This is a genomic window from Streptomyces sp. 4N124 (genome assembly GCF_052245395.1).
Classification (GTDB): domain Bacteria; phylum Actinomycetota; class Actinomycetes; order Streptomycetales; family Streptomycetaceae; genus Streptomyces.
Map to the genome: position 1 here is coordinate 114,100 of NZ_JBQQBS010000004.1, position 22,400 is coordinate 136,499.

The 22,400-nt window shown below is 70.8% G+C and carries 20 protein-coding genes and 1 pseudogene; 8 read left to right on the forward strand and 13 right to left on the reverse strand.

Going from position 1 to position 22,400, the window contains the following annotated elements; all coding sequences use genetic code 11:
• The 9 genes and pseudogenes from ACTWQO_RS05705 to ACTWQO_RS05745 form a co-directional block, all read right to left on the reverse strand.
• Positions 1-780, reverse strand: coding sequence for a hypothetical protein (locus ACTWQO_RS05705; RefSeq protein ID WP_443236106.1), 780 nt, complete (start codon positions 778-780; stop codon positions 1-3).
• A pseudogene (gene dgoD / locus ACTWQO_RS05710) lies at positions 777-1,922 on the reverse strand (galactonate dehydratase). Before dgoD ends, ACTWQO_RS05705 begins: the two are co-directional and overlap by 4 nt.
• Positions 1,919-2,650 carry a FadR/GntR family transcriptional regulator gene (locus ACTWQO_RS05715; protein WP_443236107.1) on the reverse strand — a complete coding sequence of 244 codons (732 nt, stop codon included), beginning with the start codon at positions 2,648-2,650 and terminating at the stop codon, positions 1,919-1,921. The pseudogene dgoD and the gene ACTWQO_RS05715 overlap by 4 nt, the downstream one beginning before the upstream one ends.
• 34 nt (positions 2,651-2,684) lie before the next feature.
• Positions 2,685-3,458: an SDR family NAD(P)-dependent oxidoreductase gene (locus ACTWQO_RS05720; protein ID WP_443236108.1), complete on the reverse strand. Its 774-nt coding sequence runs from the start codon at positions 3,456-3,458 to the stop codon at positions 2,685-2,687.
• 55 nt (positions 3,459-3,513) lie between these two features.
• Positions 3,514-5,577 carry an alpha-galactosidase gene (locus tag ACTWQO_RS05725; protein WP_443236109.1) on the reverse strand — a complete coding sequence of 688 codons (2,064 nt, stop codon included), beginning with the start codon at positions 5,575-5,577 and terminating at the stop codon, positions 3,514-3,516.
• Positions 5,574-6,422: a carbohydrate ABC transporter permease gene (locus ACTWQO_RS05730; RefSeq protein WP_443236110.1), complete on the reverse strand. Its 849-nt coding sequence runs from the start codon at positions 6,420-6,422 to the stop codon at positions 5,574-5,576. The genes ACTWQO_RS05725 and ACTWQO_RS05730 overlap by 4 nt, the downstream gene beginning before the upstream one ends.
• Positions 6,422-7,357 (reverse strand): carbohydrate ABC transporter permease, encoded by a 936-nt coding sequence (locus tag ACTWQO_RS05735; RefSeq protein WP_443236111.1) that lies wholly within the window; start codon positions 7,355-7,357, stop codon positions 6,422-6,424. The genes ACTWQO_RS05730 and ACTWQO_RS05735 overlap by 1 nt, the downstream gene beginning before the upstream one ends.
• A 1-nt stretch (position 7,358) precedes the next feature.
• The gene (locus ACTWQO_RS05740; protein ID WP_443236112.1) at positions 7,359-8,648 is read right to left on the reverse strand and encodes an ABC transporter substrate-binding protein; all 1,290 of its coding nucleotides are present in this window, start codon (positions 8,646-8,648) and stop codon (positions 7,359-7,361) included.
• Between the two features lie 29 nt (positions 8,649-8,677).
• Positions 8,678-10,699 carry a glycoside hydrolase family 27 protein gene (locus ACTWQO_RS05745; protein WP_443236113.1) on the reverse strand — a complete coding sequence of 674 codons (2,022 nt, stop codon included), beginning with the start codon at positions 10,697-10,699 and terminating at the stop codon, positions 8,678-8,680.
• Between the two features lie 264 nt (positions 10,700-10,963).
• Between ACTWQO_RS05745 and ACTWQO_RS05750 the strand changes: the two genes are divergently transcribed.
• The 8 genes from ACTWQO_RS05750 to ACTWQO_RS05785 all read left to right on the forward strand — a co-directional run bounded on the left by ACTWQO_RS05750 (position 10,964) and on the right by ACTWQO_RS05785 (position 19,402).
• Positions 10,964-11,146 (forward strand): hypothetical protein, encoded by a 183-nt coding sequence (locus ACTWQO_RS05750; protein ID WP_443236114.1) that lies wholly within the window; start codon positions 10,964-10,966, stop codon positions 11,144-11,146.
• Between the two features lie 43 nt (positions 11,147-11,189).
• A complete protein-coding gene (locus tag ACTWQO_RS05755; protein ID WP_443236115.1) occupies positions 11,190-12,428 on the forward strand; it encodes an ROK family protein in 1,239 nt (412 codons plus the stop codon).
• A gap of 25 nt (positions 12,429-12,453) precedes the next feature.
• A complete protein-coding gene (locus ACTWQO_RS05760) occupies positions 12,454-13,260 on the forward strand; it encodes an ABC transporter permease (protein ID WP_443236116.1) in 807 nt (268 codons plus the stop codon).
• Positions 13,257-14,069 (forward strand): ABC transporter ATP-binding protein, encoded by an 813-nt coding sequence (locus ACTWQO_RS05765; RefSeq protein ID WP_443236117.1) that lies wholly within the window; start codon positions 13,257-13,259, stop codon positions 14,067-14,069. Before ACTWQO_RS05760 ends, ACTWQO_RS05765 begins: the two co-directional genes overlap by 4 nt.
• 41 nt (positions 14,070-14,110) lie before the next feature.
• Positions 14,111-15,094 carry an aliphatic sulfonate ABC transporter substrate-binding protein gene (locus tag ACTWQO_RS05770; protein WP_443236118.1) on the forward strand — a complete coding sequence of 328 codons (984 nt, stop codon included), beginning with the start codon at positions 14,111-14,113 and terminating at the stop codon, positions 15,092-15,094.
• The gene (locus ACTWQO_RS05775) at positions 15,091-16,542 is read left to right on the forward strand and encodes a sulfatase-like hydrolase/transferase (protein ID WP_443236119.1); all 1,452 of its coding nucleotides are present in this window, start codon (positions 15,091-15,093) and stop codon (positions 16,540-16,542) included. Before ACTWQO_RS05770 ends, ACTWQO_RS05775 begins: the two co-directional genes overlap by 4 nt.
• Positions 16,543-16,567: 25 nt before the next feature.
• Complete coding sequence (locus ACTWQO_RS05780) at positions 16,568-18,862, forward strand: family 43 glycosylhydrolase (protein WP_443236120.1); 2,295 nt, start codon at positions 16,568-16,570, stop codon at positions 18,860-18,862.
• 72 nt (positions 18,863-18,934) lie between these two features.
• Positions 18,935-19,402: a DUF6069 family protein gene (locus tag ACTWQO_RS05785; protein WP_443236121.1), complete on the forward strand. Its 468-nt coding sequence runs from the start codon at positions 18,935-18,937 to the stop codon at positions 19,400-19,402.
• 69 nt (positions 19,403-19,471) lie between these two features.
• On the opposite strand, the gene ACTWQO_RS05790 is transcribed toward ACTWQO_RS05785, so the two are convergent.
• The 4 genes from ACTWQO_RS05790 to ACTWQO_RS05805 all read right to left on the reverse strand — a co-directional run bounded on the left by ACTWQO_RS05790 (position 19,472) and on the right by ACTWQO_RS05805 (position 22,228).
• A complete protein-coding gene (locus ACTWQO_RS05790) occupies positions 19,472-20,173 on the reverse strand; it encodes a lysostaphin resistance A-like protein (RefSeq protein WP_443236122.1) in 702 nt (233 codons plus the stop codon).
• Between the two features lie 41 nt (positions 20,174-20,214).
• Complete coding sequence (locus ACTWQO_RS05795) at positions 20,215-21,021, reverse strand: SAM-dependent methyltransferase (RefSeq protein WP_443236123.1); 807 nt, start codon at positions 21,019-21,021, stop codon at positions 20,215-20,217.
• 83 nt (positions 21,022-21,104) lie between these two features.
• Positions 21,105-21,356, reverse strand: coding sequence for a DUF397 domain-containing protein (locus tag ACTWQO_RS05800; protein WP_155059665.1), 252 nt, complete (start codon positions 21,354-21,356; stop codon positions 21,105-21,107).
• Positions 21,353-22,228 carry a helix-turn-helix domain-containing protein gene (locus tag ACTWQO_RS05805; protein WP_443236124.1) on the reverse strand — a complete coding sequence of 292 codons (876 nt, stop codon included), beginning with the start codon at positions 22,226-22,228 and terminating at the stop codon, positions 21,353-21,355. The genes ACTWQO_RS05800 and ACTWQO_RS05805 overlap by 4 nt, the downstream gene beginning before the upstream one ends.
• Between the last annotated feature and the right edge of the window lie 172 nt (positions 22,229-22,400).

Below are 22,400 nucleotides of genomic sequence, written 5' to 3' on the forward strand. Positions count from 1 at the left end.
TCAGGGACAGTCGCAGTCCGGGGTGAGCGTCAGCCGCCAGCGCACCTCACCCGAGGCCGGTACGCGCCCGGCGTCCCCCGGGCCCGCTTCGGCGAGGTCGAAGACGCGGCCGATCATCGGCTCGACGCCCGTGCTGCGGTAGGGGTGTTCGGCGGGAAAGCCGCCGAGGTTGCGCCACAGGGCGATCGACACCGGCTGTCCGTCGGCTTCCAGGGCGAACGCCAGGCGGTCCGCGTCATCGTGGACGCAGCAGCGGGAGGCGTCGACGACCGCCCCGACCGCGGTGCCGTCGTCCGGACCGAGCCGGTCCAGACGCACATCCCCTGCGACGGGCCAACTGCCCGTCACACAAGGGCCCGCATCCGGGTAGAGGCGGGTCCGCGCTCCCTCGGCCATGTGCACCGTGGCCCGCCGGGAGAGATCGAGCAGCGCGTGGGCGGCCCAGACGAAGCGGAAGCCCGAGTCGGCTGTCAGGACGTAGTCGACCTCCGCTCCCGCGCGCATCGTCCGGGTCAGACGGAAGCGCTCGCAGTCGACGCTCTCCGTGCCCTTCCCGTCGCTCGTCCACGGGCGTGACCAGGCGTCCCCGTGATCGGGAGTGCCCCGCACCGTCGGCACGCACTCCTCCAGCCCGCCCGCGTCGACGAAGGCGTCACCCGGCGACACGTCCTCGCGGGCCGCGCCCTCCCGGCGCCACAGCCACTCACGGCCACCGGCACGCAGCGAGGTCCAACGACCGCCGTGGGCCGGATCGGTGACGACCGTCAAAGGAACCGTCACCACTCCGCGAACGACCCGTCGGCATGCCGCCACACCGGATTGCGCCAGGCGTGACCGCTGCGGTCGGCGGCGCGCACGGCAGCCTCGTCGACCGTGATGCCCAGGCCGGGTGCGTCGCCGCGGGGCGCGTGCCCGGCCACGAAGCGGAACGGCTCGGGATCGACGACGTAGGAGAGCAGGTCGGCGTCCTTGTTGTAGTGGATGCCCCGACTCTGCTCCTGGATCAGGAAGTTGGGCGTGGCGAACGCGATCTGCAGGCCGGCCGCCAGCGCGATCGGGCCGAGCGGACAGTGCGGGGCGAGCTGGGCGCCGTACGTCTAGGCGAGCGAGGCGATGCGATGCACCTCGGAGATGCCGCCGGCGTGCGACAGGTCCGGCTGTGCGACGGCGACCCCCGCCTGGAGGACGGGCAGGAACTCGGCGCGCCCGTAAAGGCGTTCGCCGGTGGCCACCGGTACGTCGGTTCCCGCGACGAGGCCGGGCAGCAGATGGCTCTGTTCGGGAACCACCGGCTCCTCCACGAACAGTGGGTGCAGCGGCCCGAGTCGAGCCAGCACGCGCCGGGCTCCGGCGGCGGTCAGCCGGCCGTGGAAGTCGACGGCGACATCGCGGTCAGGGCCGAGCGCCTCGCGGGCTGCGGCGACGCGGGCGACGACCGCCGCGGTCTCGGCGGCGGTCGGCACCGGCGAGACGGCTCCGGCGGCATTCATCTTCACCGCGGTGAAACCGGCCTCCACCTGGGCGGCGATCTGCTCGGTGAGTTCGGCGGGCTCGTCGCCGCCGACCCACGCGTAGACCCGGACCCGGTCGCGCACGGGGCCGCCGAGGAGGGCGTGCACCGGGGCGCCGTACGTCTTGCCCGCGATGTCCCACAGGGCCTGGTCGAGGCCGGCGACCGCGCTCGACAGCACCGGCCCGCCCCGGTAGAAGCCGCCCTTGGTGAGCACCTGCCAGTGGTCCTGGATGCGCAGCGGATCCTGGCCGACGAGGTACTCGGCCAGCACGTCGACGGCGGCCCGGACGACCTCCGCGCGTCCCTCGACGACGGGTTCGCCCCAGCCGACCACGCCGTCGTCGGTCTCCACGCGGCAGAACAGCCAGCGCGGCGGGACCAGGAACGTTTCGATGCGAGTGATCTTCAACGGGGGCCTTCCGTCTCGTCGGAGCGGTCGACCCGGTCCAGGTCGCGTACTGCCTGATCGAGCAGCGCCCGCATGGCGGCCTCGGCGGCCTGCGGCTCCCGGTCGCGTACGGCGTCCAGGACGGCGCGGTGCGCCGGCACCGGATCCTCGCCGTGCGGGGAGCTGTGCACGATGCGGTCGCGGTGGGCGAGGCCGGACTCGATCACCATCTCCATGCGTTCGAGCAGTTCGTTGTGGGTGGCGGTGAGCAGGGCACGATGGAAGGCGAGGTCGGCCTCGACGGCATGGGCGGCGTCGGTACCCTGCCGTCCCATCGCGTCCACGGCCGCGTCCAGGGCGGCGAGGTCGGCGTCGGTGCGCCGCTGCGCCGCGAGCCGGACGGCGGCCGGTTCGATGATGGCGCGCACCTCCGCCAGGTTGCGCAGCAGCGCCTGGTCGGCCTCGCTGGTGCGGCCGCCCTCGAACTGCCAGCGCAGGACGTCGGCGTCGAGCAGGTTCCAGTCGGCCCGGGCCCGGACGAAGGTGCCGCGTTTCTGGCGGGCGTCGACCATCCCCTTCGCGGCGAGCACCTTGAGCGACTCGCGCAGCGCGGTGAGGCTCACGTCCAGCTCGCTCTGCAGCGCCGCCAGATCGAGCGTGGCGCCCTCGGGGATCTCACCGCCCAGGATGCGGCGGGCGAGGGCTTCCACCGTCTGGCCGTGCACGCCGCGGCGGGCGTAGGGCGTCATGTCGTACAGCCTTTCTTCTCATGCGACGAGAGCGTCATGCGGACGCCTTGACGACGCTCCAGCCGCCGTCCACGAGGAGACTGGTCCCGGTGATGTACGAGGCTTCCTCGGCGCTGAGGAAGGCGATGGCCGCGGCGACCTCCTCGGGGGTGCCGAAGCGCCGGGCCGCCGTCTCGGCGACGCTGCGCTCGCGCTCCTCGGGCGGCACCCTGTCCCAGGCGCCGGTGAGGATCGGACCCGGCACGACCGCGTTGACCCGCACCTCGGGCCCGTACTCCACGGCGAGCTGCCCGCACAGCGACAGCAGGGCGCCCTTGGAGGCGGCGTAGGCGGGATGCCCGGGGATGCCCCGGTGCGCGTGGACGGAGGAGGTCAGCACCACCGCGCCGCGCCGGGCCCGTAGATCCGGCAGGACCGCCCTAAAGCCCAGGAAGCCGCCGGTGAGGTTGACGTCGAGCTGCCGCCGCCACGACGGCAGGGTCAGCTCGTGCGCGGGCCGCACGTCGACGGTGAAGGCGTTGCTGACCAGGACGTCCACGGGCCCGAAGGCGTGGGCCGCGACCACGATCCGCGTCCAGTCGTCCTCCGCCGCCACATCGGCTCTCACGAACCGCGCCCGGCCGCCGTCCTTGGCGATCCGCTCGGCCACCGCCTTGCCAGGCTCCTCCGCGATGTCGGCGACCACGACAGCGGCTCCCTCCTGCGCGAGGCGTACGGCGGTGGCGGCTCCGATGCCGGAGGCCGCACCGGTGACGACGGCCGTGCGGCCGGTGAACCGGGCGCCGGTCCGGCGTGCGGGCTGGTCCATCGTGGGTTTCGACTCCTTCACCGGGAGGACGGGCCGTACGGGAAACATATGCGCCTCACTCACGCATCAGCACCACGAGGTCGGCGTCGTGATCGGCGCTCCATGCGAACGGCAGCCCGTGGTGGAGCAGATGAGCTCCGCTGTACGTCGTCCCCGTCGCCGTGTCCCGGAAGCGCGCCGCCGGGTCCAGCGCCCGCAGCCGGAGCCGGTCGGGGCGGCCGGGGACGAGCGGGGCACCGTCGAGGCGGCCGGTACTCAGCGCGGCGACGACCGTGCGGTCGGCCGCGTCGAACTGCACGCCGAAGGTGCTGTCTTCGGGGGAGCCGAGCAGCCTTGCCTCCCCGTGGTGTGTGACATGGCACACCTCCTTGTAGCGGACGATCCACCGCCTGGCCTCGGCCCGCTGCTCCGGAGTCCACCTCCGCAGGTCGGCCCCGACACCCAGCACGCCGCACATCGCGTTCACGAACCGGAAGGCCAGACTGCGCGGGCGCGGATCGAACACGCCGGGTGCGTCGGTGACCCAGGAGCTCATGACGTGCGGCGCGTGGGCGTGCAGGAAGCCGTACTGGATGGACAGCCGGTCCAGCGGGGCGGTGTTGTCGCTGGGCCAGACCACGTCCGTGCGGGCCAGCGTCGCGTGGTCGACGCGGGCGCCGCCGCCCGCGCAGCCCTCCACGGTGACGTCGGGGTGGGCGGCGCGCAGATGGTCCAGGACGCGCAGATAGCCGGCGGCGTGCTCCGCGTCCAGATCGACGGGACCGGAGCCGGGGCGGCCGCGCTCGGTGGGCGGCCGGTTCATGTCCCACTTCAGATAGCTGATGTCGTAGTCGCCGAACAGCCGGTCGAGCGTGCCGATCACGAAATCCTGGACGTCGGTCCGCCCGAGGTCGAGCAGCAACTGGTTGCGGACGAGCGTGGCCGGGCGGCCGTCGATCCGGTAGACCCAGTCGGGGTGCTCGGCGTACAGCCGGCTGCCGGGACTGACCGCCTCGGGCTCCACCCACAGGCCGAAGTCCAGGCCCAGCCCACGGACGTCGGCCACGAACCGGTCGAAGCCGGCCGGGAAGGCCTCCGGGTCCGGATACCAGTCGCCCAGCCCGCCGGTGTCGTCACCGCGGCCCGTGAACCATCCGTCGTCCACGACGAACAACTCGGCTCCGATCTCCGCGGCGGCCTTGGCCAGCTCCAGCTGACCGGCCGCGTCGACGTCGAAGCCGGTGGCCTCCCAGGAGTTGTAGAGCACCTTGCGGGGACGGTTGAGCCGCTCCCCGGCCAGCCGTCGCTCGTAGCCGTGCCAGACGCGGGACAGCCCGTCGAGTCCGTCGGGACTGAACGCGCAGGCCAGACGAGGGGTGACGAGGGTTTCGCCGGCAGCCAGGACCACGGCGCCCTCGTGGGGGACCCGGCCCGCCCGGACACGCACGATGCCGCCGGGTTCCGTGTCCGCGGTGATGTGCCAGTTGCCCGGCCAGTCGAGAGCGACACCGTAGGCCGCCGCCGAGTCTCCGTCCTGGACGGCGAGCCAGGGAGCGTACGCGTGCCCGGGCACGCCCTGCGTGCTGCCGATGGTGAACGTGCCCCGCTGAAGGTCGAGTCGGGTGCGCTGGAACTCCTGCGACCACTGACCCGCGAGGTAGGTCAGCCGTGCCGTGCCGCCGACGGGGATGTTCACGGCGGCCGAGTCGAACCGCTCCAGGCGCAGCTCTTCCGTGGCGGTGAGCTCGGTCCAGCGCAGGATCACGTCGGTGCCCGGCACGGTCTCGTAGCACAGGACCGCACGGAGGCCGACGACGTGGTCCGTGAAGGCGAGCCGCAGCGTCCCCTCACTCTCCTCCGCCCCGGCGAAGTCCCACCACACGCCCCGCTCCTCGCCCGATCGCGAGGCCACGAGCTCGGAACCGGTGAACGGCCTGAGTCCGTACGGCAGATACTCGGCGGGCGCGGCGTCGGCGGGCGTGATGAAGTGCGTGCGCCGCGACCAGTCCAGGGCGGAGGGGCCGTGCTCCACGCCGTGCGGTCCCCAGGCGTCGAGTTCGGCCCATGGGCCGTCGGGGGAGAGCCGTACGGCGTACGTGGTGTGGTCGGTGCGCAGGATCCAGCGCTCGTACGACGTCACTTCACCGCTCCCAGGTTGAGGCCGGCCACGAAGTGGCGCTGGAACCGCAGGAACACGGCCACGGTGGGCGCCGCGGCGATGACGGACCCGGCCGCGATCACGTTCCACATCGACACGTACTGCCCCTGAAGTCCGATGAGGGCGGCGGTGATCGGCATCTTGGTGTCGCTGCGCAGGACAGTGATCGCCCAGAGCAGGTCGTTGAAGATCCACGTGAACGACAGCGCGCTCAGTGCGGCCAGGGCCGGTCTCGTCAAGGGCAGGATGATCCGCCAGAAGATCTGCCAGGGCCCGGCGCCGTCCACGACCGCGGCCTGCTGGATCTCCGCGGGTATCGCCCGCATGAACCCGTGCAGGACGAAGACGTAGAAGCCGACGCCGAAGCCGATCTGCACGCCGATCAGCGCGGGCAGGGTGTCGTAGACGCCCATCAGCTCGCTGAGCTTGGACACCGGGATGAGCAGGATCTGCGGCGGGAGCAGGTTGCCGCCGAGCATGAGCAGCAACAGGGAACGCCGGAAGGGCAGTTCGTAGCGGCTGAGGGCGAACGCGGCCATGGCGGCCAGCGCCAGCGTCACGAGGACGCACGGCACGGTGACGACGAGGCTGTTGATCAGGGCGCGCTGCTGGCCGCCGTCGACCCAGGCCTGACGGAAGTTGTCGAGGGTGAAGGAGCGGGGCCAACTGCCCAGGCCGTGGGCTGCGACGTCGTCGAAGGAGCGCAGGCTGGTCACCAGGACCAGGGCGATGGGCAGCAGCCACAGGATCGCCAACGCACCGGCGGACAGGTGGAATCCGGCGGTCGCGGCACGCCTGCGGCGCAGGGCCGTGGAGGTGGCGGACATCAGTCGGCCTCCCGGAACGCGCGGACGAGATAGGAGCAGATGACGCCGAAGGCCAGCACGAAGATGACGACCGCCAGCGCCGAGCCGTAACCCAGGCGCAGAGACTGGAAGGCGGTGGAGTACATGTACGTGCTCAGCAGCTCGGACGAGTGGTAGGGGCCGCCGCGGGTCAGTGACCACACGACGTCGAAGGAGCGCAGCGAGTCGATGACGATGACGGACAGAACGACCGCGTTGACACTGCGCAGTTGGGGGAGAGTGACATGCCGGAAGCGCTGCCACGCACCGGCACCGTCGACCTTGGCCGCCTCGTACAGCGCCGGGTCGATGCCCTTGAGGCCGGCGAGGTACAGCACCATGACGTAGCCGATCTGCCGCCACAGTGCGGGCACGATCACGGCGTAGAGGGCGGTGTCCTGGTCGGCGAGCCAGGCGTGGCGCAGGCTGTCGAGGCCGACGGATCCGAGGAGTTGGTTGAGGACGCCGTCCGGTTGATAGATCGCCTGCCATACGAGGGCGGTGGCGACCAGCGAGAAGACGACGGGCAGGAACAGGGCGGCCCGGTAGAAGCCGACGCCGCGCCGCTCCTGCTGCAGCAGCAGCGCGGCGGCCAGGCCGAGCAGGGCGGACAGGCCGCCGAAGAGCACCAGCCACAGCACCGTGTGCCAGGCCGCGCTGCGGAAGACCTCGTCGTGCGCCATCTCCCGGAAGTTGTCCAGGCCGACGAACTGCGGCGCCGAGACGCCGTCCCAGCTGGTGAGCGCGAGGTAGAAGCCCTGGAGGGCGGGCCAGAACACCCACAGCGCCTCGGCGAGCAGCGGTACGAGCACGAACGCGAGCACCAGCGGGGGAGTGCGGCGCGGGCCCCGGCCCCGACCGCCACGGGACGGCGCCGGGACCGGGAGTTTGCGGTGGGGAGCGGTCAGGACGGCCATGTCAGGCGGTCCAGATCTTCTCGGCGTCCCGCTGCCAGTCGGTGAGGATGCTCCCGATGTCCTTCGGCTTGGCGAGGAACTTGGTCAGCGCGTTGTCCGCGGTGGGCTGGAGGGCGTCGCTGGAGTCCCGGTTGAAGAACTGGGTGATCTCGGCGGCCTCCTCCACGTGCTTGCGGCCCTTCTTCACCAGCGCCGTGCCGGCGTCCTTCGCGTCCGGGTGGCACGGCAGGACGGTGCCGGAGGAGCCTTTGATGTAGATCTCCTGGGCTTCGGCGGTGGCGACGTAACTCAGCAGGTCGGACACCTGCTCACGGCGGCCGGTGCGGGCGCTGGCGAAGCAGCCGTCCGTGGGCGCCTCTTCGGCGAGCGGAACCTTCGAGTCGATGACCGGGAAGCGGAAGAAGTCGATGTCGTCGAGGGCGTCCTTGGGCGCCGCGTCGGCGAAGAAGGTGCCGATCAGCATCATGCCGCTGCGGCCGTTGAGCAGGGAGGTCGTGGCGTCCTGGAAGGGGATGGCGGTGCCGTCCGGGTCGAAGTACGGCAGCACCTCCTGCCAGCGGTCGAAGACCTTGCGCACCTCCGGGTCGTCGAACCGGTGCTTCCCGGCGAGCAGTTGGCGGTGATACTCGGCGCCGTTGATGCGGATGTCGAGATAGTCGAACCAGGCCGAGGCGACCCAGGGGGTGTTGCCGCCCGCACCGAGTCCGATCGGCGCGACGCCCTTGCTCTTGAGCTTGTCGCACAGGTCGAGGAAGTCGTCCCAGCTCTCCGGCTCGCTCACGCCCCACTTGGCGAAGTTCGACTTCCGGTAGAACATGCCCCACCAGTAGTAGGTCATGGGCACGAAGACCTTCTTGCCGGAGCTCGCCGTGCACAGGGAGTTCAGCGCCTTCGAGTACTTCTTCAGATCGGGCGACGAGGCCCAGACGTCGTCGAGGTCGAGCAGCAGGTTCTTCTTGGCGTACGCGTCCGCGACCGAGCCCGGGTACCAGGTGTAGATGTCGGGCGGGTTGGCGGAGGTGAGGTACGTCGGCAGCTGGGTGCGGAAGGTCTCCGCGGCGACTGTGTTGAGGGTGGCCTTCCCGTTGCCCTGCTTGCCGTAGGCGGCGACGAGGTCTTCCATCGCGGCCTTGGCCTGCGGGGCGGAGAGGTTGGACTGGAGGGTCACCGCGCCTTTCGAGGAGCTGTTGCCCGAGGATGTCGAGGTGACACAGCCGCTGAGCAGTGCCGTCGTCCCGGCGGCACCGAGTCCGGCGAGGAACCGGCGTCGACTGGGCTGGTGATGCGTCATGAAGGACTCCGTGGCGGATACGTGCTGATTCATCGGAACTGGGTTCGGTGGACGTAGCCGTCGACTCCGCGGAACACCGCGTCGACCGTGCCGTCCGGCCCGCCCACCGCTCCCAGCGCGCCGTCGAACGCGGCGCTCGGGAACTCCTGCCGCTTGCTCCAGCCCTGCCAGGCACCGTTGTCGTACCGCTGCTGCCAGAGCGTGTAGTCCCCGGCCCGCGCGTACAGCACCACGGCGCCACCCACGGCGACCAGCGTCGGGCTGCCGCTGACGGTTCCGCCGAGCGAGGCCCACGGCGACCAGGCACCCGCCGTGTCCCGGGACCGCGTCCACACGTCGTCCGCCGCCGTGCGCACGGCGACATGGACGCGCCCCTGGGAGTCGACGACGGCGGACGGACGGCCGTACGTCGTGCGGTCGCCGGGCGCACCGAGGGACGACCAGGCGGACGAGGGCCCGCGCTGCACGATCTGTCCGTCGGCTCCCCGGGCGAACAGCGTCCAGTGGCCGGGGTCGGTGAAGGCCACCGACGGTGCGTCGGTCAGCCGGCCGCCGAGGCTCTGCCAGGCGCCCCAGCGCCCGTCGGTGAAGACCCGCCGGTAGGCCCGGGAGTCCGCGCCACGCACGAACACGTCGATACGGCCGCCTGCGGAGGCGTACGCGGCGGGCTGGCCCAGGATCCGGCCGCCGAGGTCCTTCCTTCTGCCGTCTGCCAGTTGGACGAGGGAGCCGTCCGGCCCACGGAAGAAGGTGTCACCGTCCGGCAGCACGGCCGGGCTCGCCGTGGCCTTCACATCCAGACTCGTACCGGGCAGGTCCTCCGCGCCGGTCAGCTTCAGGAATGCCGTGCCGTGCGCGGGAACCTCGACCGTGTACGACGTGGTGTGCGTCCCGCGATCCGCACGCGCCCGAAGGTCACGCACCCGCACCGAGCCGCCGAGCCCCGCGTCGGCGAACCGCACGGTGCGCTCGGCGGGTTGATCGGAACGGTTGAGCAGCACGACCGCCCGCTGCCCGCGTCCGTTCAGGACCTTGCTGTACACGTCGCCGACCGAGTCGGTCGCCACCCGTACGCCCTGAATGCCCAGTGGATCCTGGTCGACGGCGATGATCTCCGGGTTGCGCAGCGTCTTGATCATCGAGTCCGACAGGGTGCGCGGGTCGGAGCCGAGGACGAGGGGCGAGCCCATCTCGGCCCACATCACGAACTGGGTCGTGGACTCCTCCTGCGTCAGCTCGTACGACCCGTCGGTCATCCGGCGCATCGGGATGAGGTAGTCGGGGTCGTTGTAGTGGCCGGGGCCCTGCGCCTCGGGGTGCCAGGCGTTGGCGTCCATGTTGCGCAGCACGTTGGGCCACTGTCCGGGGCTCGGGGTGCCCCAGGCGATGTCGGTGCCGGTGCGCCAGGAGTCCGCGATCGTCGGCGCGAACACGTAGGTGTTGTGCGCGTCCTGCTCGGGGGTGTGGGGCAGACCCCAGTCGTCGGTGAGCGGGTTGCACAGGTTCAGCAGCATCTTGCGGCCGGATTTGGCCACCGCGTCGCTGAACTCCTTGAAGGCGGGGCCGGGATCGAGCTTCGCGCCGATCCCGCACAGGAAGTCGACCTTGATCGCGTCGACCTTCCAGCTCGCGAACTGCCGCGCGTCCTGCTCGTAGTATCCGCGGCTGCCCAGGCCGCAGCTCTTGCCGCCGTCGTAGGTGCCGGCGTCGGTGTAGATGCCGGCCCGCAGACCGCGCTGGTGCAGATAGGAGACCAGGGCGGGAATGCCGGACGGGAAGCGCTCCGGGTGCGCGGCCAGCCGTCCCTGGGCGTCGCGCGGGTTGTCGGCCTGCCAGCCGCCGTCGAGCCACACGATGTCGTAGCCGCTGTCCCGCAGACCGCTGCTGACCAGCCTGTCGGCGACCGCGCGGACCTCGTTCTCGGTGGGCGCGCCCAGCCCGTAGTAGGTGTTCCAGCCCATGTAGGGCGTCGGTGCGAGGCCGCTGTCGTAGTAGTCGGGCGCGCCCTGGTCCTCGGCGGTCCGCGCGTCGGCCGTGGGGGCGGCGGTCACGGCCAGCACCGTGGCCACGGCGACCGTGACGGCTCGGCGCGGGAGTCTGTGACCTGCGGCCTTGCGACCATCGGGGTGTGAAGTCACGTGCCTCTCCGGGTGGTTGGGAAGCGTCCTGGCGAAGACTGTGGCGCGTGGCCGAAACGCTGTCAATATTAATTACTAATTTATCTAAAGAGGCCTCGCTTGCAGGGCCCTGCTCTTGGGGAACATCGCTGTCTCGCCAGGAGTTGGACGGGTGACAGTCGAAACGGGGAGGGTGAGATGAGCCAGGAACAGATGAACGCGGACGCGGCCGCTGCCGAGACGGCGCGCCGGGCGCGGTTCGGCACACTGCCGGAGCGGGTTCGGTTGGAGGACACGGTCGAGGAGCGCCCCGCCACGGCGCCGGATCCGGCGCGAGACGCGTACAACGAGGACGAGTGGCTCGTCCGCTACGCCCTCTGATTTCTTTTTTCCGGACTGTTGACGAAAAACGCGGGCCGTCCGCATGCTGTGGTCCATGCCACAGCATCACGACGGCCCGCTGGCACGGCTGCGCCGGGGGCACGAAGAACTCGTACTCGATCTGCTGCGCAGGCACGGTCCGCTCAGCCGGGCCGAGTTGGGCGGACACAGTGGGCTGTCCCGGACGACGCTGTACGACATCATCGCCGCGCTCGTCGACAGCGGAGCCGTCGTGGCGTCGGCTCCCGCTCCCGCCGAGCGCAGGCGGGGACGGCCGGTCGAGAAACTGACGCTCCGCCCCGAGGCGGGGCAGGCGATCGGCATCGACTTCGCCCGGCGTGCGGTGCATGTCGCCGCGGTCAACGTCGCCCATGAGGTGATCGGTTCGGCGAGCGAGCCGCACGCACCTGGCCTTCCCTGGGAGGAGCGGGTGGACCTCGCCGAGCGGCTGGTGGGTTCGCTGGCCGGCGGCTCGCTGCGGCTCGGCGCGCTGAGTGCGATCGGCGTGGGTGTGGTCGGGCCTGTCGAGGATGTGGCGGCCGGTCCCCCGGACGCGCCGGTTGAGGCCCACCCCGAACAGCCCGACACCGCCCCCGGCCCTCAATCCCCCCGCACCGACCTCGCCCTCCTCCTCCGTAAACGCTTCGGCGTCCCCGTCCTCGTCGACAACAACACCCGCCTCGCCGCGCTCGCCGAGGCGACCTGGGGAGCGGCCGCCGGCGACCAGGACGTGCTCTATCTGCGGCTGTCGCACGGCGTCGGCGGCGGGCTCGTCGTGGGTGGCTCACTGCACCGGGGCGCGCACGGGCTGTCCGGCGAGTTCGGGCACATCACCGTCGAGCCGGACGGGCGCCGATGTTCGTGCGGCGGGCGAGGGTGTCTGGAGACGGTGGCCTCCGTCGGCGCCGTACTCGACGCGTACGGCAGGGCGGACGACCTGCCCGCGCTGCTCGCGGCCCTCCCCGCCGACCCCGCCGCGCGGCGTGCGCTGGACGCGGCCGGCTCCCGTGTCGGCACCGTACTGGCCGCCGTGTGCAACGCGATCGGACCCGGCGTCATCGTGCTCGGCGGCGCACTGGCCGCGGCCGGCGACGTCCTGTTCGAGTCCGTCGAGCGGGCGTTGACCGCCGACCTCATGCCGATCTCACGGCACCGCGTCGACCTGCGCCCCGCCACGCTCGGCGAGTCCGGCGGCGCGCTCGGCGCCATCGCCCTGGTCCTGCACGAGTCGCCCCTGCTCGCCCGCTACCCCGCACCCCCGGATCCCCTGGAGGACACATGACACCCCTCGACCGGGCGAGGCCGCCATGGCCGTGATCACCGCGCCCGACAAGACCCCCACGACGTCCGCGCCCCGCCGCGGCAGGCGGACCGTCCCCGCACTCCTGCTCAACCTGATCGCCCTGGTCGTCGGCGTCGCCGTCTGGGCCGTGGCCGCCTCGACCGGCCTCGTGGACGTCCCCGGCCCGCTGTCCGTGGGCTCCAGGGCCGTCGACCTGCTGAAGGACGGCACCCTCGTCGAGGACGCGCTGGCCAGTCTGCGCCGGGTGTTCCTCGGATTCGCGCTCGGCACCCTGCTCGCCGTTCCGGTCGGGTTCCTGATGGGCTGGTACCCGGTGGCCCGCGGCCTGCTCGAACCGTACGTCCAGTTCTTCCGCACCGTCCCACCGCTGGCGATCATCCCGCTGGCCATCGTGCTGATGGGCATCGGCGAGACACCGAAGATCTTCGTCATCTTCCTGGCGGCGTTCCTCTCCAGCGTGGTGGCCGCCTTCCAGGGCGTGATCGGCGTGGACCGAACACTGATCAACGCCGCCCGTGTGCTCGGCGCCCGGGACCGGGTCATCTTCCTCAAGGTCGTGATCCCGGCGGCCACCCCGTTCCTGCTCGTCGGCATGCGGATCGGCCTCGGTGCCGCCTGGGCGACCGTCGTGGCCGCCGAACTCATCGCCGCCGACAAGGGATTGGGCTACGAGATGATGCACGCCCAGACCTACTACGACATCCCCACGATCTTCGTCGGCCTGGTCACCATCGGCGTGATCGGGCTCCTCATGGACCGGCTGCTGCTGCTCGCCGAACGGCGTCTGACCGGATGGCAGGAGCGGCGATGAGCACGGACCTCCACAAGGCGACCGCACAGGGCGCCACCGCACAGGCCAAGATCGCCTTCCGGGACGTCGTCCGGACGTTCCCCATGAAGGGCGGCGACTTCACTGCCCTCGACCAGGTCTCGCTGGACGTGGGAGACCGGGAGTTCGTCACGGTCGTCGGGCCGTCCGGCTGCGGCAAGTCGACGCTGCTCAACCTGGCCGGGGGACTGGACGAACCGACGGCGGGTCAGGTCCTCGTGGACGGCGCGCCCGTCACCGGGCCCGGTCCCGAACGCGGTGTGATCTTCCAGCAGTACGCGCTCTTTCCCTGGCTCACGGTCCGCGGCAATGTCGAGTTCGGGCTCAAACTCACCTCCCTGCCGGCTTCCGAGCGCAAGCGGCGCGTCGAGCAGGCGATCGACCTGGTCGGGCTCTCCGACTTCGCCGACGCCCTGCCCAAGACGCTCTCCGGCGGGATGAAGCAGCGGTGCGCGATCGCTCGCGCGTACGCGGTCGACCCCGAAGTGCTGCTCATGGACGAGCCGTTCGGAGCGCTGGACGCACTGACCCGGGTGCAGCTCCAGGACCAGCTGCTTGAGACGTGGACGCGACAGAAACGCACGGTCATGTTCGTCACGCACGATGTCGACGAAGCCGTCTATCTGGCGCGCCGCGTCGTCGTCATGGCTGCCCGGCCGGGCCGGATCCACCGCATCGTCGACGTGGATCTGCCGTATCCGCGGACCGAGGAACTGCGGCTGTCGCCGGAGTTCGCCCGGATCCGCAACGAGGTCTGGCACTCCGTCTACCACCAGGCACCGGCTGCCTGAACTCCCGTATCACTCAAGGACGTTCAAAGGAATCGCATGTCATGAGCATGACCCGACGTGGCTTCATATCCGCACTCTCCGTCACCTCACTCTCGCTTTCCGTGTCCGCATGTGGCTCGTCCGACTCCGACTCCGGCAGCGGTGCGGGCATCCGGTTCGGCTACATCGCCGACTACAACGGGGCGAGCCTGCTGGCCATCGCCGACGAGCGGGGGCTGTGGAAGAGGCACGGCATCTCGGCCTCGTACAAGACCTTCGTCAACGGGCCGATCCAGATCCAGGCGCTCGGCACCGGAAATCTCGACTACGGCTATATCGGCCCGGGTGCCATGTGGCTGCCCGCGTCCGGCAAGTCGAAGATCGTCGCGATCAACACGCTGACGTATGCGGACCGGGTCATCGCCAAGCCCGGCATCACCTCCCTCACCGGCCTGAAGGGCAAGAAGGTCGGCGTGCCCGAGGGGACGTCCGGCGAGATGGTGCTCAATCTGGCGCTGCAGCAGGCCGGGATGACGATGGACGACATCGACAAGGTGGTGATGGACGCGCCCACCGTCGTCTCCGCGTTCGCGTCCGGACAGATCGACGGCGCCGGGATCTGGTATCCGCTCATCGCCACCATCAAGGAGAAGGTGCCCGGCCTGGTCGAGGTGGCGAGCACCCGTGAGATCGGCGGCAGCTTCCCCACCGCCTTCGTCGCCGGGAACGAGGTCGAGCCCGCGACCAACGAGAAGGTCGTCAAGGTGCTGCAGGAGGCCAACGACTGGCGGGCCGCGCACCCCGAGGAGTCGGTCTCCCTCGCCGCGAAGCTGCTGAAGGTCCCCGAGGACAAGGTCAAGGCGGATGCCGACAACGTGGAGACGATGACGACCGCCGACCTCGTCGCCAAGACGAAGGACGGGACCGTCGGCAAGTGGCTCGACGGCATGAGCGACTTCTTCGCCCGCACCGGACAGCTGGGGCAGGCGCCCGCCGCCGACACCTTCTACACGGCCGACGTCTACACGAAGGCGGCCACCCGGTGAACGTCCTGTTCCTGATGACCGACCAGCACCGCGTCGACACGCTGGGCTGTTACGGCAACCCGCACATCAACACCCCCCACCTCGACCGGCTCGCGGCCACCGGCACCCGTTTCGACCGCTTCTACACGCCCACCGCCATCTGCGCCCCGGCCCGTGCCAGCCTGCTCACCGGCCAGGCCCCGTTCCGGCACCGGCTGCTCGCCAACTACGAACGCAACGTGGGCTACCTGGAGGACCTGCGCGAGGACGCCTTCACCTACCCCGCCGCCCTCGCCGAACGCGACCACCAGCTCGGCCTGATCGGCAAGTGGCACGTCGGCACCCACCGAAGCGCCGCCTCGTACGGCTTCGACGGCCCCGACCTGCCCGGCTGGCACAACCCCGTCGACCACCCCGACTACCTCGCCTACCTGGAGGAGCGGAACCTGCCGCCGTACCGCATCACCGAGCCGGTACGCGGCACCACCCCCAACGGCAACCCCGGCAACCTGCTGGCCGCCCGCCTCCAACAGCCCGTCGAAGCCACCTTCGAGCACTACCTCGCCACCCGCGCCATCGAGCAGCTGGAGAAGTACGCGGCGGACGGGCGCCCGTTCTTCCTGGCCACCCACTTCTTCGGCCCGCACCTGCCCTACCTGCTGCCGGACGCCTACTACGACCTGTACGACCCCGAACTCGTCGAACTCCCGCCCTCGATCGCCGAGACCTTCGAGGGCAAACCCCCGGTGCAGCGCAACTACAGCGCCCACTGGGCCTTCGACACCATGCCGCTGGAGGCCACCCGCAAGCTGATCGCCGTCTACTGGGGCTACGTCACCCTCATCGACGCACAGATCGGCCGGATCCTCACCCGCCTCGACGAACTCGGCCTCACCGACGACACATCCGTCTTCTTCACCGCGGACCACGGCGAGTTCACCGGCGCCCACCGGCTGCACGACAAGGGCCCGGCGATGTACGAGGACATCTACCGCATCCCCGGGATCATCCGGGTCCCCGGCCAACCACCCCAAGTACGGCAGGAGTTCGTCACCCTCACCGACTGCACCGCGACCATCCTCGACCTCGCGGGCTGCGACACCTCACCCGCCACCGACAGCCGCAGCCTGCTGCCCCTGGTGCGCGGCGAACACCCGCAGTGGCCCGCCGAGTTGCTCGCGGAGTTCCACGGCCACCACTTCCCCTACCCGCAGCGCATGCTCCGCGACGACCGCTACAAGCTCGTCGTCAACCCGGAGTCGGTCAACGAGCTCTACGACCTGCGCGCCGACCCGCACGAACTCGTCAACCGGTACGACCGTCCCGAACTGGCCGATGTGCGCCGCCGCTTGATGCGCCGCCTCTACGACCTGCTCCGCGAGCGCGGCGACAACTTCTATCACTGGATGACATCGATGGTCGACATCGGCGCCTTGGACCACGACCCGACCCTGAGCTCCTTCGAATAGCTTCGAGCAGAGAGGTCACTCCCGCATGAGTCGCAGACGCAAAACCCTCGCCACGCTGTCCGGCGTGCTCCTCGCCGCGCTCCTGTCGCCCACCGGCAACGCGACAACCCAGCCGCCCACCTATCAGAACCCCGTGACCGCCGATGTCGTCGACACCTTCCCCGACCCCGTGATGATCCGCGGCAAGGACGGCTACTGGTACGCCTACGGCACCCAGAACCCGGTCTTCCAGAGCAAGGGCGAGACCGGTGAACGCATGCTGCCGATCCTGCGGTCGGCGGACATGACGCACTGGGAGTACGCCGGTGAGGTGTTCACGCCCGAGACCCAGCCGGCCTGGCACGAGGGCTCCCGGCTGTGGGCACCCGACATCCGCTACACCGACGGCCGCTACCACCTCTTCTACTCGGTGCCGGGCCAGGACACCGTCGGCGTGGCCACCGCGCCCACGCCCACCGGACCGTGGACCGACCGGGGCGCCGTCCTGCCCGCCGCGAGCGGCTGCGCCACCGGCGACATCGACCAGGCCCAGTTCACGGACGTGGGCGGACAGCCGTATCTCTACTGGGGCAGCTACGACACGATCTGCGTGGCGCGGATGAACGGCGACCGCACGCGGATCGAGGGCCCGGTCACCCAGGTCGCCCAAGGACGCCGTATGGAGGGCGGGTTCGTCGTCCGGCGGGGCGGCTACTACTACCTCTTCTACTCGGACGCGGGGTGCTGCGACGGCGCCTACAGCGGCTACCAGGTCAAGGTCGGCCGCGCCACCAGTCCCACCGGCCCCTTCACCGACGACCGGGGCGTCGACCTGATGGCACCCACCAGCAAGGGGGGAGTGGTGCTCGGCGCGAGCGGCAACCGGTGGATCGGGCCGGGACACAACGCCCTGCAGACCGATCTGTCGGGCCAGGACTGGCTCGTCTACCACGCCATCCCGGCGGACGATCCGGACCTGAAGCCCGTGCCCGGCATCGACCGCACGCTCAGCAAGCGACCCATGCTCATCGACCGGCTCGACTGGATCGACGGCTGGCCGGTCGTGCGGGCCGGCGCCGGCCCGTCGGAGGGTGCCGAGCGGGCGCCGGTCACCACCTGGGACGTCGGCAGCACCTTCAACGACGGCTCGCTGTCCGGCTGGCACGGCGAGGGCGGCTGGGTGACAAGGACCGAACAGGACGCGGGCGGTTTCGTCACCCCCACCGGCGGCACCTCCGCCCGCCTGGTGTCGGACCGCACCGCCCCCGCGGCCCTGCGCGCCGAGGCCGACCTGCGTGTGACGTCCGCGTTCGGAGCCGCCGGGCTCCTCGTGGACTACGTGGACCCGGACAACCATGTCGTCGCCTGGCTGGACAAGGACCGGAACGCGCTGGTCACCGACGTACGGATGAAAGGCGTCAGCGTCGGCGAGCAGGTGACGGCCCTCCCGTCCGGTTTCCGGTGGAGCGCCTGGCGCAACGTCGCCGCCGAGATCCGCGGCACCCGGCTGACCGTCGAGGTCAGCGCCGACCGGCTGCGCGACGCCGTGGCCACGCAGACGCGCACCCTGCCCGCGGCGGCGGCACGTGCGGGCAAGGTCGGCATCGCCGCCCGCGGTACGGGTGCGCAGGCCGACAACGTGGGCGCCGCCCGCCTCCACACACCCGTCACCGCCCGCGTGCCCGCCCCGAGCCCGGGACGCCAACTGCCCGCCCACAGCGATGAGTTCGACGGTTCCTCCCTGTCGCCCGAGTGGACCTGGGTCCGCGGCCCGGCCGCCGGAGCCGCGACCGGCGACGGGGTGCTGTCCTGGCCGACCCAGAACGCCGAGCTCTACCTCGGCACCAACACCGCCTCCGTGCTCACCCGGCCCGCACCTCCCGGCGACTTCACCGTGGAGACCAAGCTCCGGCTCACCTCCGGACCGGCCAACCAGCAGGCGGGCCTCGTGCTGTACGGAAGCGACGACCGGTACGTCAAACTCGTGCACTCCGTGCTGCCGTTGAGCCACACCGGCGGCAAGGTCACCCACGTCACCGAGTTCGGCAAGGAGGGCGCACGCCCCACCACCACGCCGCCGACACCGGTGGCGTACGGCCCGATGTTCGGCGGTCCTGCCGCGGACACGGTGTGGATGCGCCTGTCGTACCACGCCGACTCCGCCCACGACGAGCACGAGGTGCGGGCCGCCACGAGCACGGACGGGCGGCACTGGACCTGGACCGGGGTGTGGACGCTGCCCGACGAGCAGCCGCTCAGGATCGGCCTGGTCTCCCTGAACACGGCCGGAGCCACCGCACGCTTCGACTACGTACGCACTTCGCAGAACTTGCCCCGGTGACCGCTTAGTTCTGCGGTGTCGCGCGGTCTAACTCCATGAAAGGCATACCGAACCCGAACAGGAGACCTTCCCATGAGCGTGACCGCGCCCCAGACCCAGACCCTCGCCCAGTCCCCGTCCACGACCCGCTCTGCCGACACACGCCCCGTGTGGCTGGTGGGTGTCCTGGCGACCCTCGCGGGCGCCGTCGTGACAGAGGTGTTCGGCCTCGTCTGCCGGGCGGCGGGCGTCCCGATGGACGCGGCCAGTCCCGGCGCGAAGGAGGCCGCGGAGATCCCGGTGGGCGGCTTCGCCGGCGGCGTGCTGTTCTGGGCGGTCGCCGGGATCGTCCTGGCTGTGGTCCTGGCCCGCTGGGCCAAGCGTCCCGCCCGTACGTTCGTGGTGATCACGGTCGCGCTCACGGCGCTGTCCCTTGTCGGCCCCGCAGCCGCCCCGCACACGGCCACCTCCACCCAGATCGTCCTGGCCGTGTCGCACGTCGTGGCCGCTGCCGTGATCATTCCCCTGCTTGCGCGGCGCCTTGCCCGCCGGTCTCGGTGACTCGGCCGAGGCCGAGCCCGAAGCCGCCCGACCAGCCCTGCCCTCAGGAATCCGCCGAGGGCAGGGCTGTCAGCCGTCGAGCCACCACCGTGCCGCCGCCCAAGCGAGCGCGTAGCTGAAGCCGTTGACCGACCAGTGCAGGGCGACGGGCGCCAGGAGACTGCCCGAGCGACGGCGCAACTCGCACAGGACGACCCCCGCGACGGCGGTGACGGCGATGGCCACGGCGACGGTTGCCGCCACGGCTGCCGAGCCCTCCCCGAACGCCGCGCCGACAGCGGCATTGGAACGGTTGAGGCCGCGGGAAGGCAGCAGATGCCAGAGCCCGAACAGCAGCGATGACACCGTCGTGGCCCACACGGTGCCGCGGCGGCGCCGGATCATGGCCCACAGCACGCCACGAAACGCGGCCTCCTCCAGCAGCACGGTGCCGAACGGCACCCGTACCAGCACGCCCCACAGCAGCCGTCCCACGGACAGATCGGCCGCCCGGGCGTCCCGGAACGCCTCCCGGCCCGCCGGAACCGCCAGGGCGACCAGCAGGACCAGGAGCACGACTCCCGCCAGGACAGGGGCCCATCGCAGTCCCCGGCGGATCCCCGCCTTGTCCAGTCCCAGCTCGGCCGGGGTGAGACCGTCCCAGCGGGCGATCATCAGCAGGACGGCCGTGGCGGTCACGCAGGTGATCACGTACATGACGGGATTCCGCGCGAGCCAGTTGTTGAGCAGGTTCGCGACGGCCAGGACGGCGACGGCACACACGATCGGCATCGGCTACAGAATCCACCACAGCCGTGCCGCTCGCCGCACAGTTACGGCTTGATGCCCACCCCGGTCCACAGGCTGACCTCGGCGTCCGAGGCACTGGGCTCGTCGTCCGGGCGCCAGCGGTGGCCGACCGTGATGCCGGGTTCCAGCAGGTCGAGGCCGTCGAAGAAGCGGGCGACGTCCTTCTGGGCGCGGAACTGCACCGGCGTGCCGGCATTGGTGTAGATGTCGGTGACCTTCTGCCAGGTGTCCGGATCGAAGTCGGGTGTGCAGTGGCTCAGGGCCAGCGCGCTGCCCGAGGGGAGAGCGGCCAGCAGACGGTTCACGATGCCGTACGGGTCCTGGGCGTCCGTGACGAAGTGCATCAGGGCGTTGAGGGACAGTGCCACGGGCCGGTCCAGATCGAGGACCTCGGCCAGCTCGGGGGCGCTCAGCAGCGCGTCCGGGCTGTTGACGTCGGCCTCGATGTAGGTGGTGCGGCCCTGGGGCGTGCTGCGCATCAGGCGCTCGGCGTACTTGAGGACGAGGGGATCGTTGTCGGCGTAGACGACGCGGGCCTCGGGGACCGCGGACTGGGCCACCTGGTGCAGGTTCGGCTCGGTGGGGATGCCGGTGCCGATGTCCAGCCACTGGCGGATGCCGTGCTCCTGGGCGAGGACACGGGTGGCGCGGTGCATGAAGGCGCGGTTCTCGCGGGCGCAGACGAAGATGCCGGGGTAGGCCGCCGCCACGGTCTCGGCCGCCTTCTTGTCCACCTCGAAGTGGTCCTTGCCGCCGAGGTAGTAGTCGTACATCCGGGCAGAGTGGGGCCTGCTGGTGTCGATGTCCCGGGCGGCGTGGGGGTTGGTCATCCTGTCCCTTTCGGAGTTGTGCGTGGGGGCGTCGGGCAGGTCGTGGCCGGGGCGGCTCGGGTCCTTCCCGCTGGTGAGAGGGTTCAGCCGGCGGCCAGATGGTCGGCGAGGCCGCGCTTGACTCCCGCGACGAACGCGGCGATCTCGGCCGGGGTGTAGATCAGCGCGGGACCGGCGGGATCGGTCGACTGCCGCAGCGCCACGCGGCCGTCGGCGAGTTGCTTCGTCTGCACGCACTGGCCCCCGTTGGGGCCGCTCCACGGAGACTCCCAGCCCTGCTCGCCGAGGTCCGACGCGGGCATTCCGTTGTAGACGTGACCATCGATGGTCGTCATGAGTACTCCTTGCGCATGCGGTTCAGGAGTGCCCTGCTGTCCGCGTCGGACGTCAGCAGGGACATGCGGTTGTGCGCCTCGAGATGCGCCGCGACATCGGAGCGCTGGTCCAGGTACATGGCACCGGACAGGATCTCCGTGTAGACGATGTCGGGCAGTTCCGGCTCCTCGAACCGGAAATACGTGTACGGGGCGCACACCCCGACATGGGCACCGGCGGCGAAGGGCACGACATCGACGCTGACGTGCTCCCACTCCGAGACCTCCAGGAGCCGGTCGATCTGCTCCCGCATGACCTCGGGGCCGCCGACCACCCGGTGCAGTACGGCTTCCTCCATGACCACCCACAGCGTGGGTGCGTCGGGTCTCTCCAGCAGGCCCTGGCGACGTAACCGCAGGTCCACTCTGCGCTGCAGGTCCTCGTCGCCGGCGCCCGGGAAACCCCCGCTCAGCACTTCTCGTGCGTACCGGCCCGTCTGCAGCAGCCCGGTGACGTAGTGCGGCTCATAGGTGCGCAAGGTCTTGGCGCCGGTCTCCAGACTCACGTAGGCGCTGAACCAGTTGGGCAGCACATCGCGGTACGCATGCCACCAGCCGGGCTCGTTGGCCCGCTCGGCGAGGACGACGAACTCGTCGATCTCCTGCCGGTCGGCCCCGTAGGTCTCGAGCAGCTTCTCCACGTAGAGCGGCTTGAGAGCGACCTCGGCCTTCTCCAGCCTGCGGATGGTCAGCGGCTTCACACGCAGGGCCTTCGCGGCGTCCTCCAGCGACGCGCCGGCCCCCAGCCGGCGCTCTTGCAGCCGTCGGCCGAGGATCATGCGGAGAACGGTGGGGGCACCCGTGGCGCCCGTGCCCGAACGACCTTCGCTCACGCCCTACCTCCTGAGGGACTGTCACCAGTTCGAGTCTGACAGTGACTTGATGATGCGGCCAGACCGATACCGGCTGACTGAAATTATCAGGGAGCCGGTTGCAGCTTGAACCAGGGTGCGAGCATAGTTACTTGTGTGATCCGTCTCGCCACCCGCGAGGCGCTTCACCGCC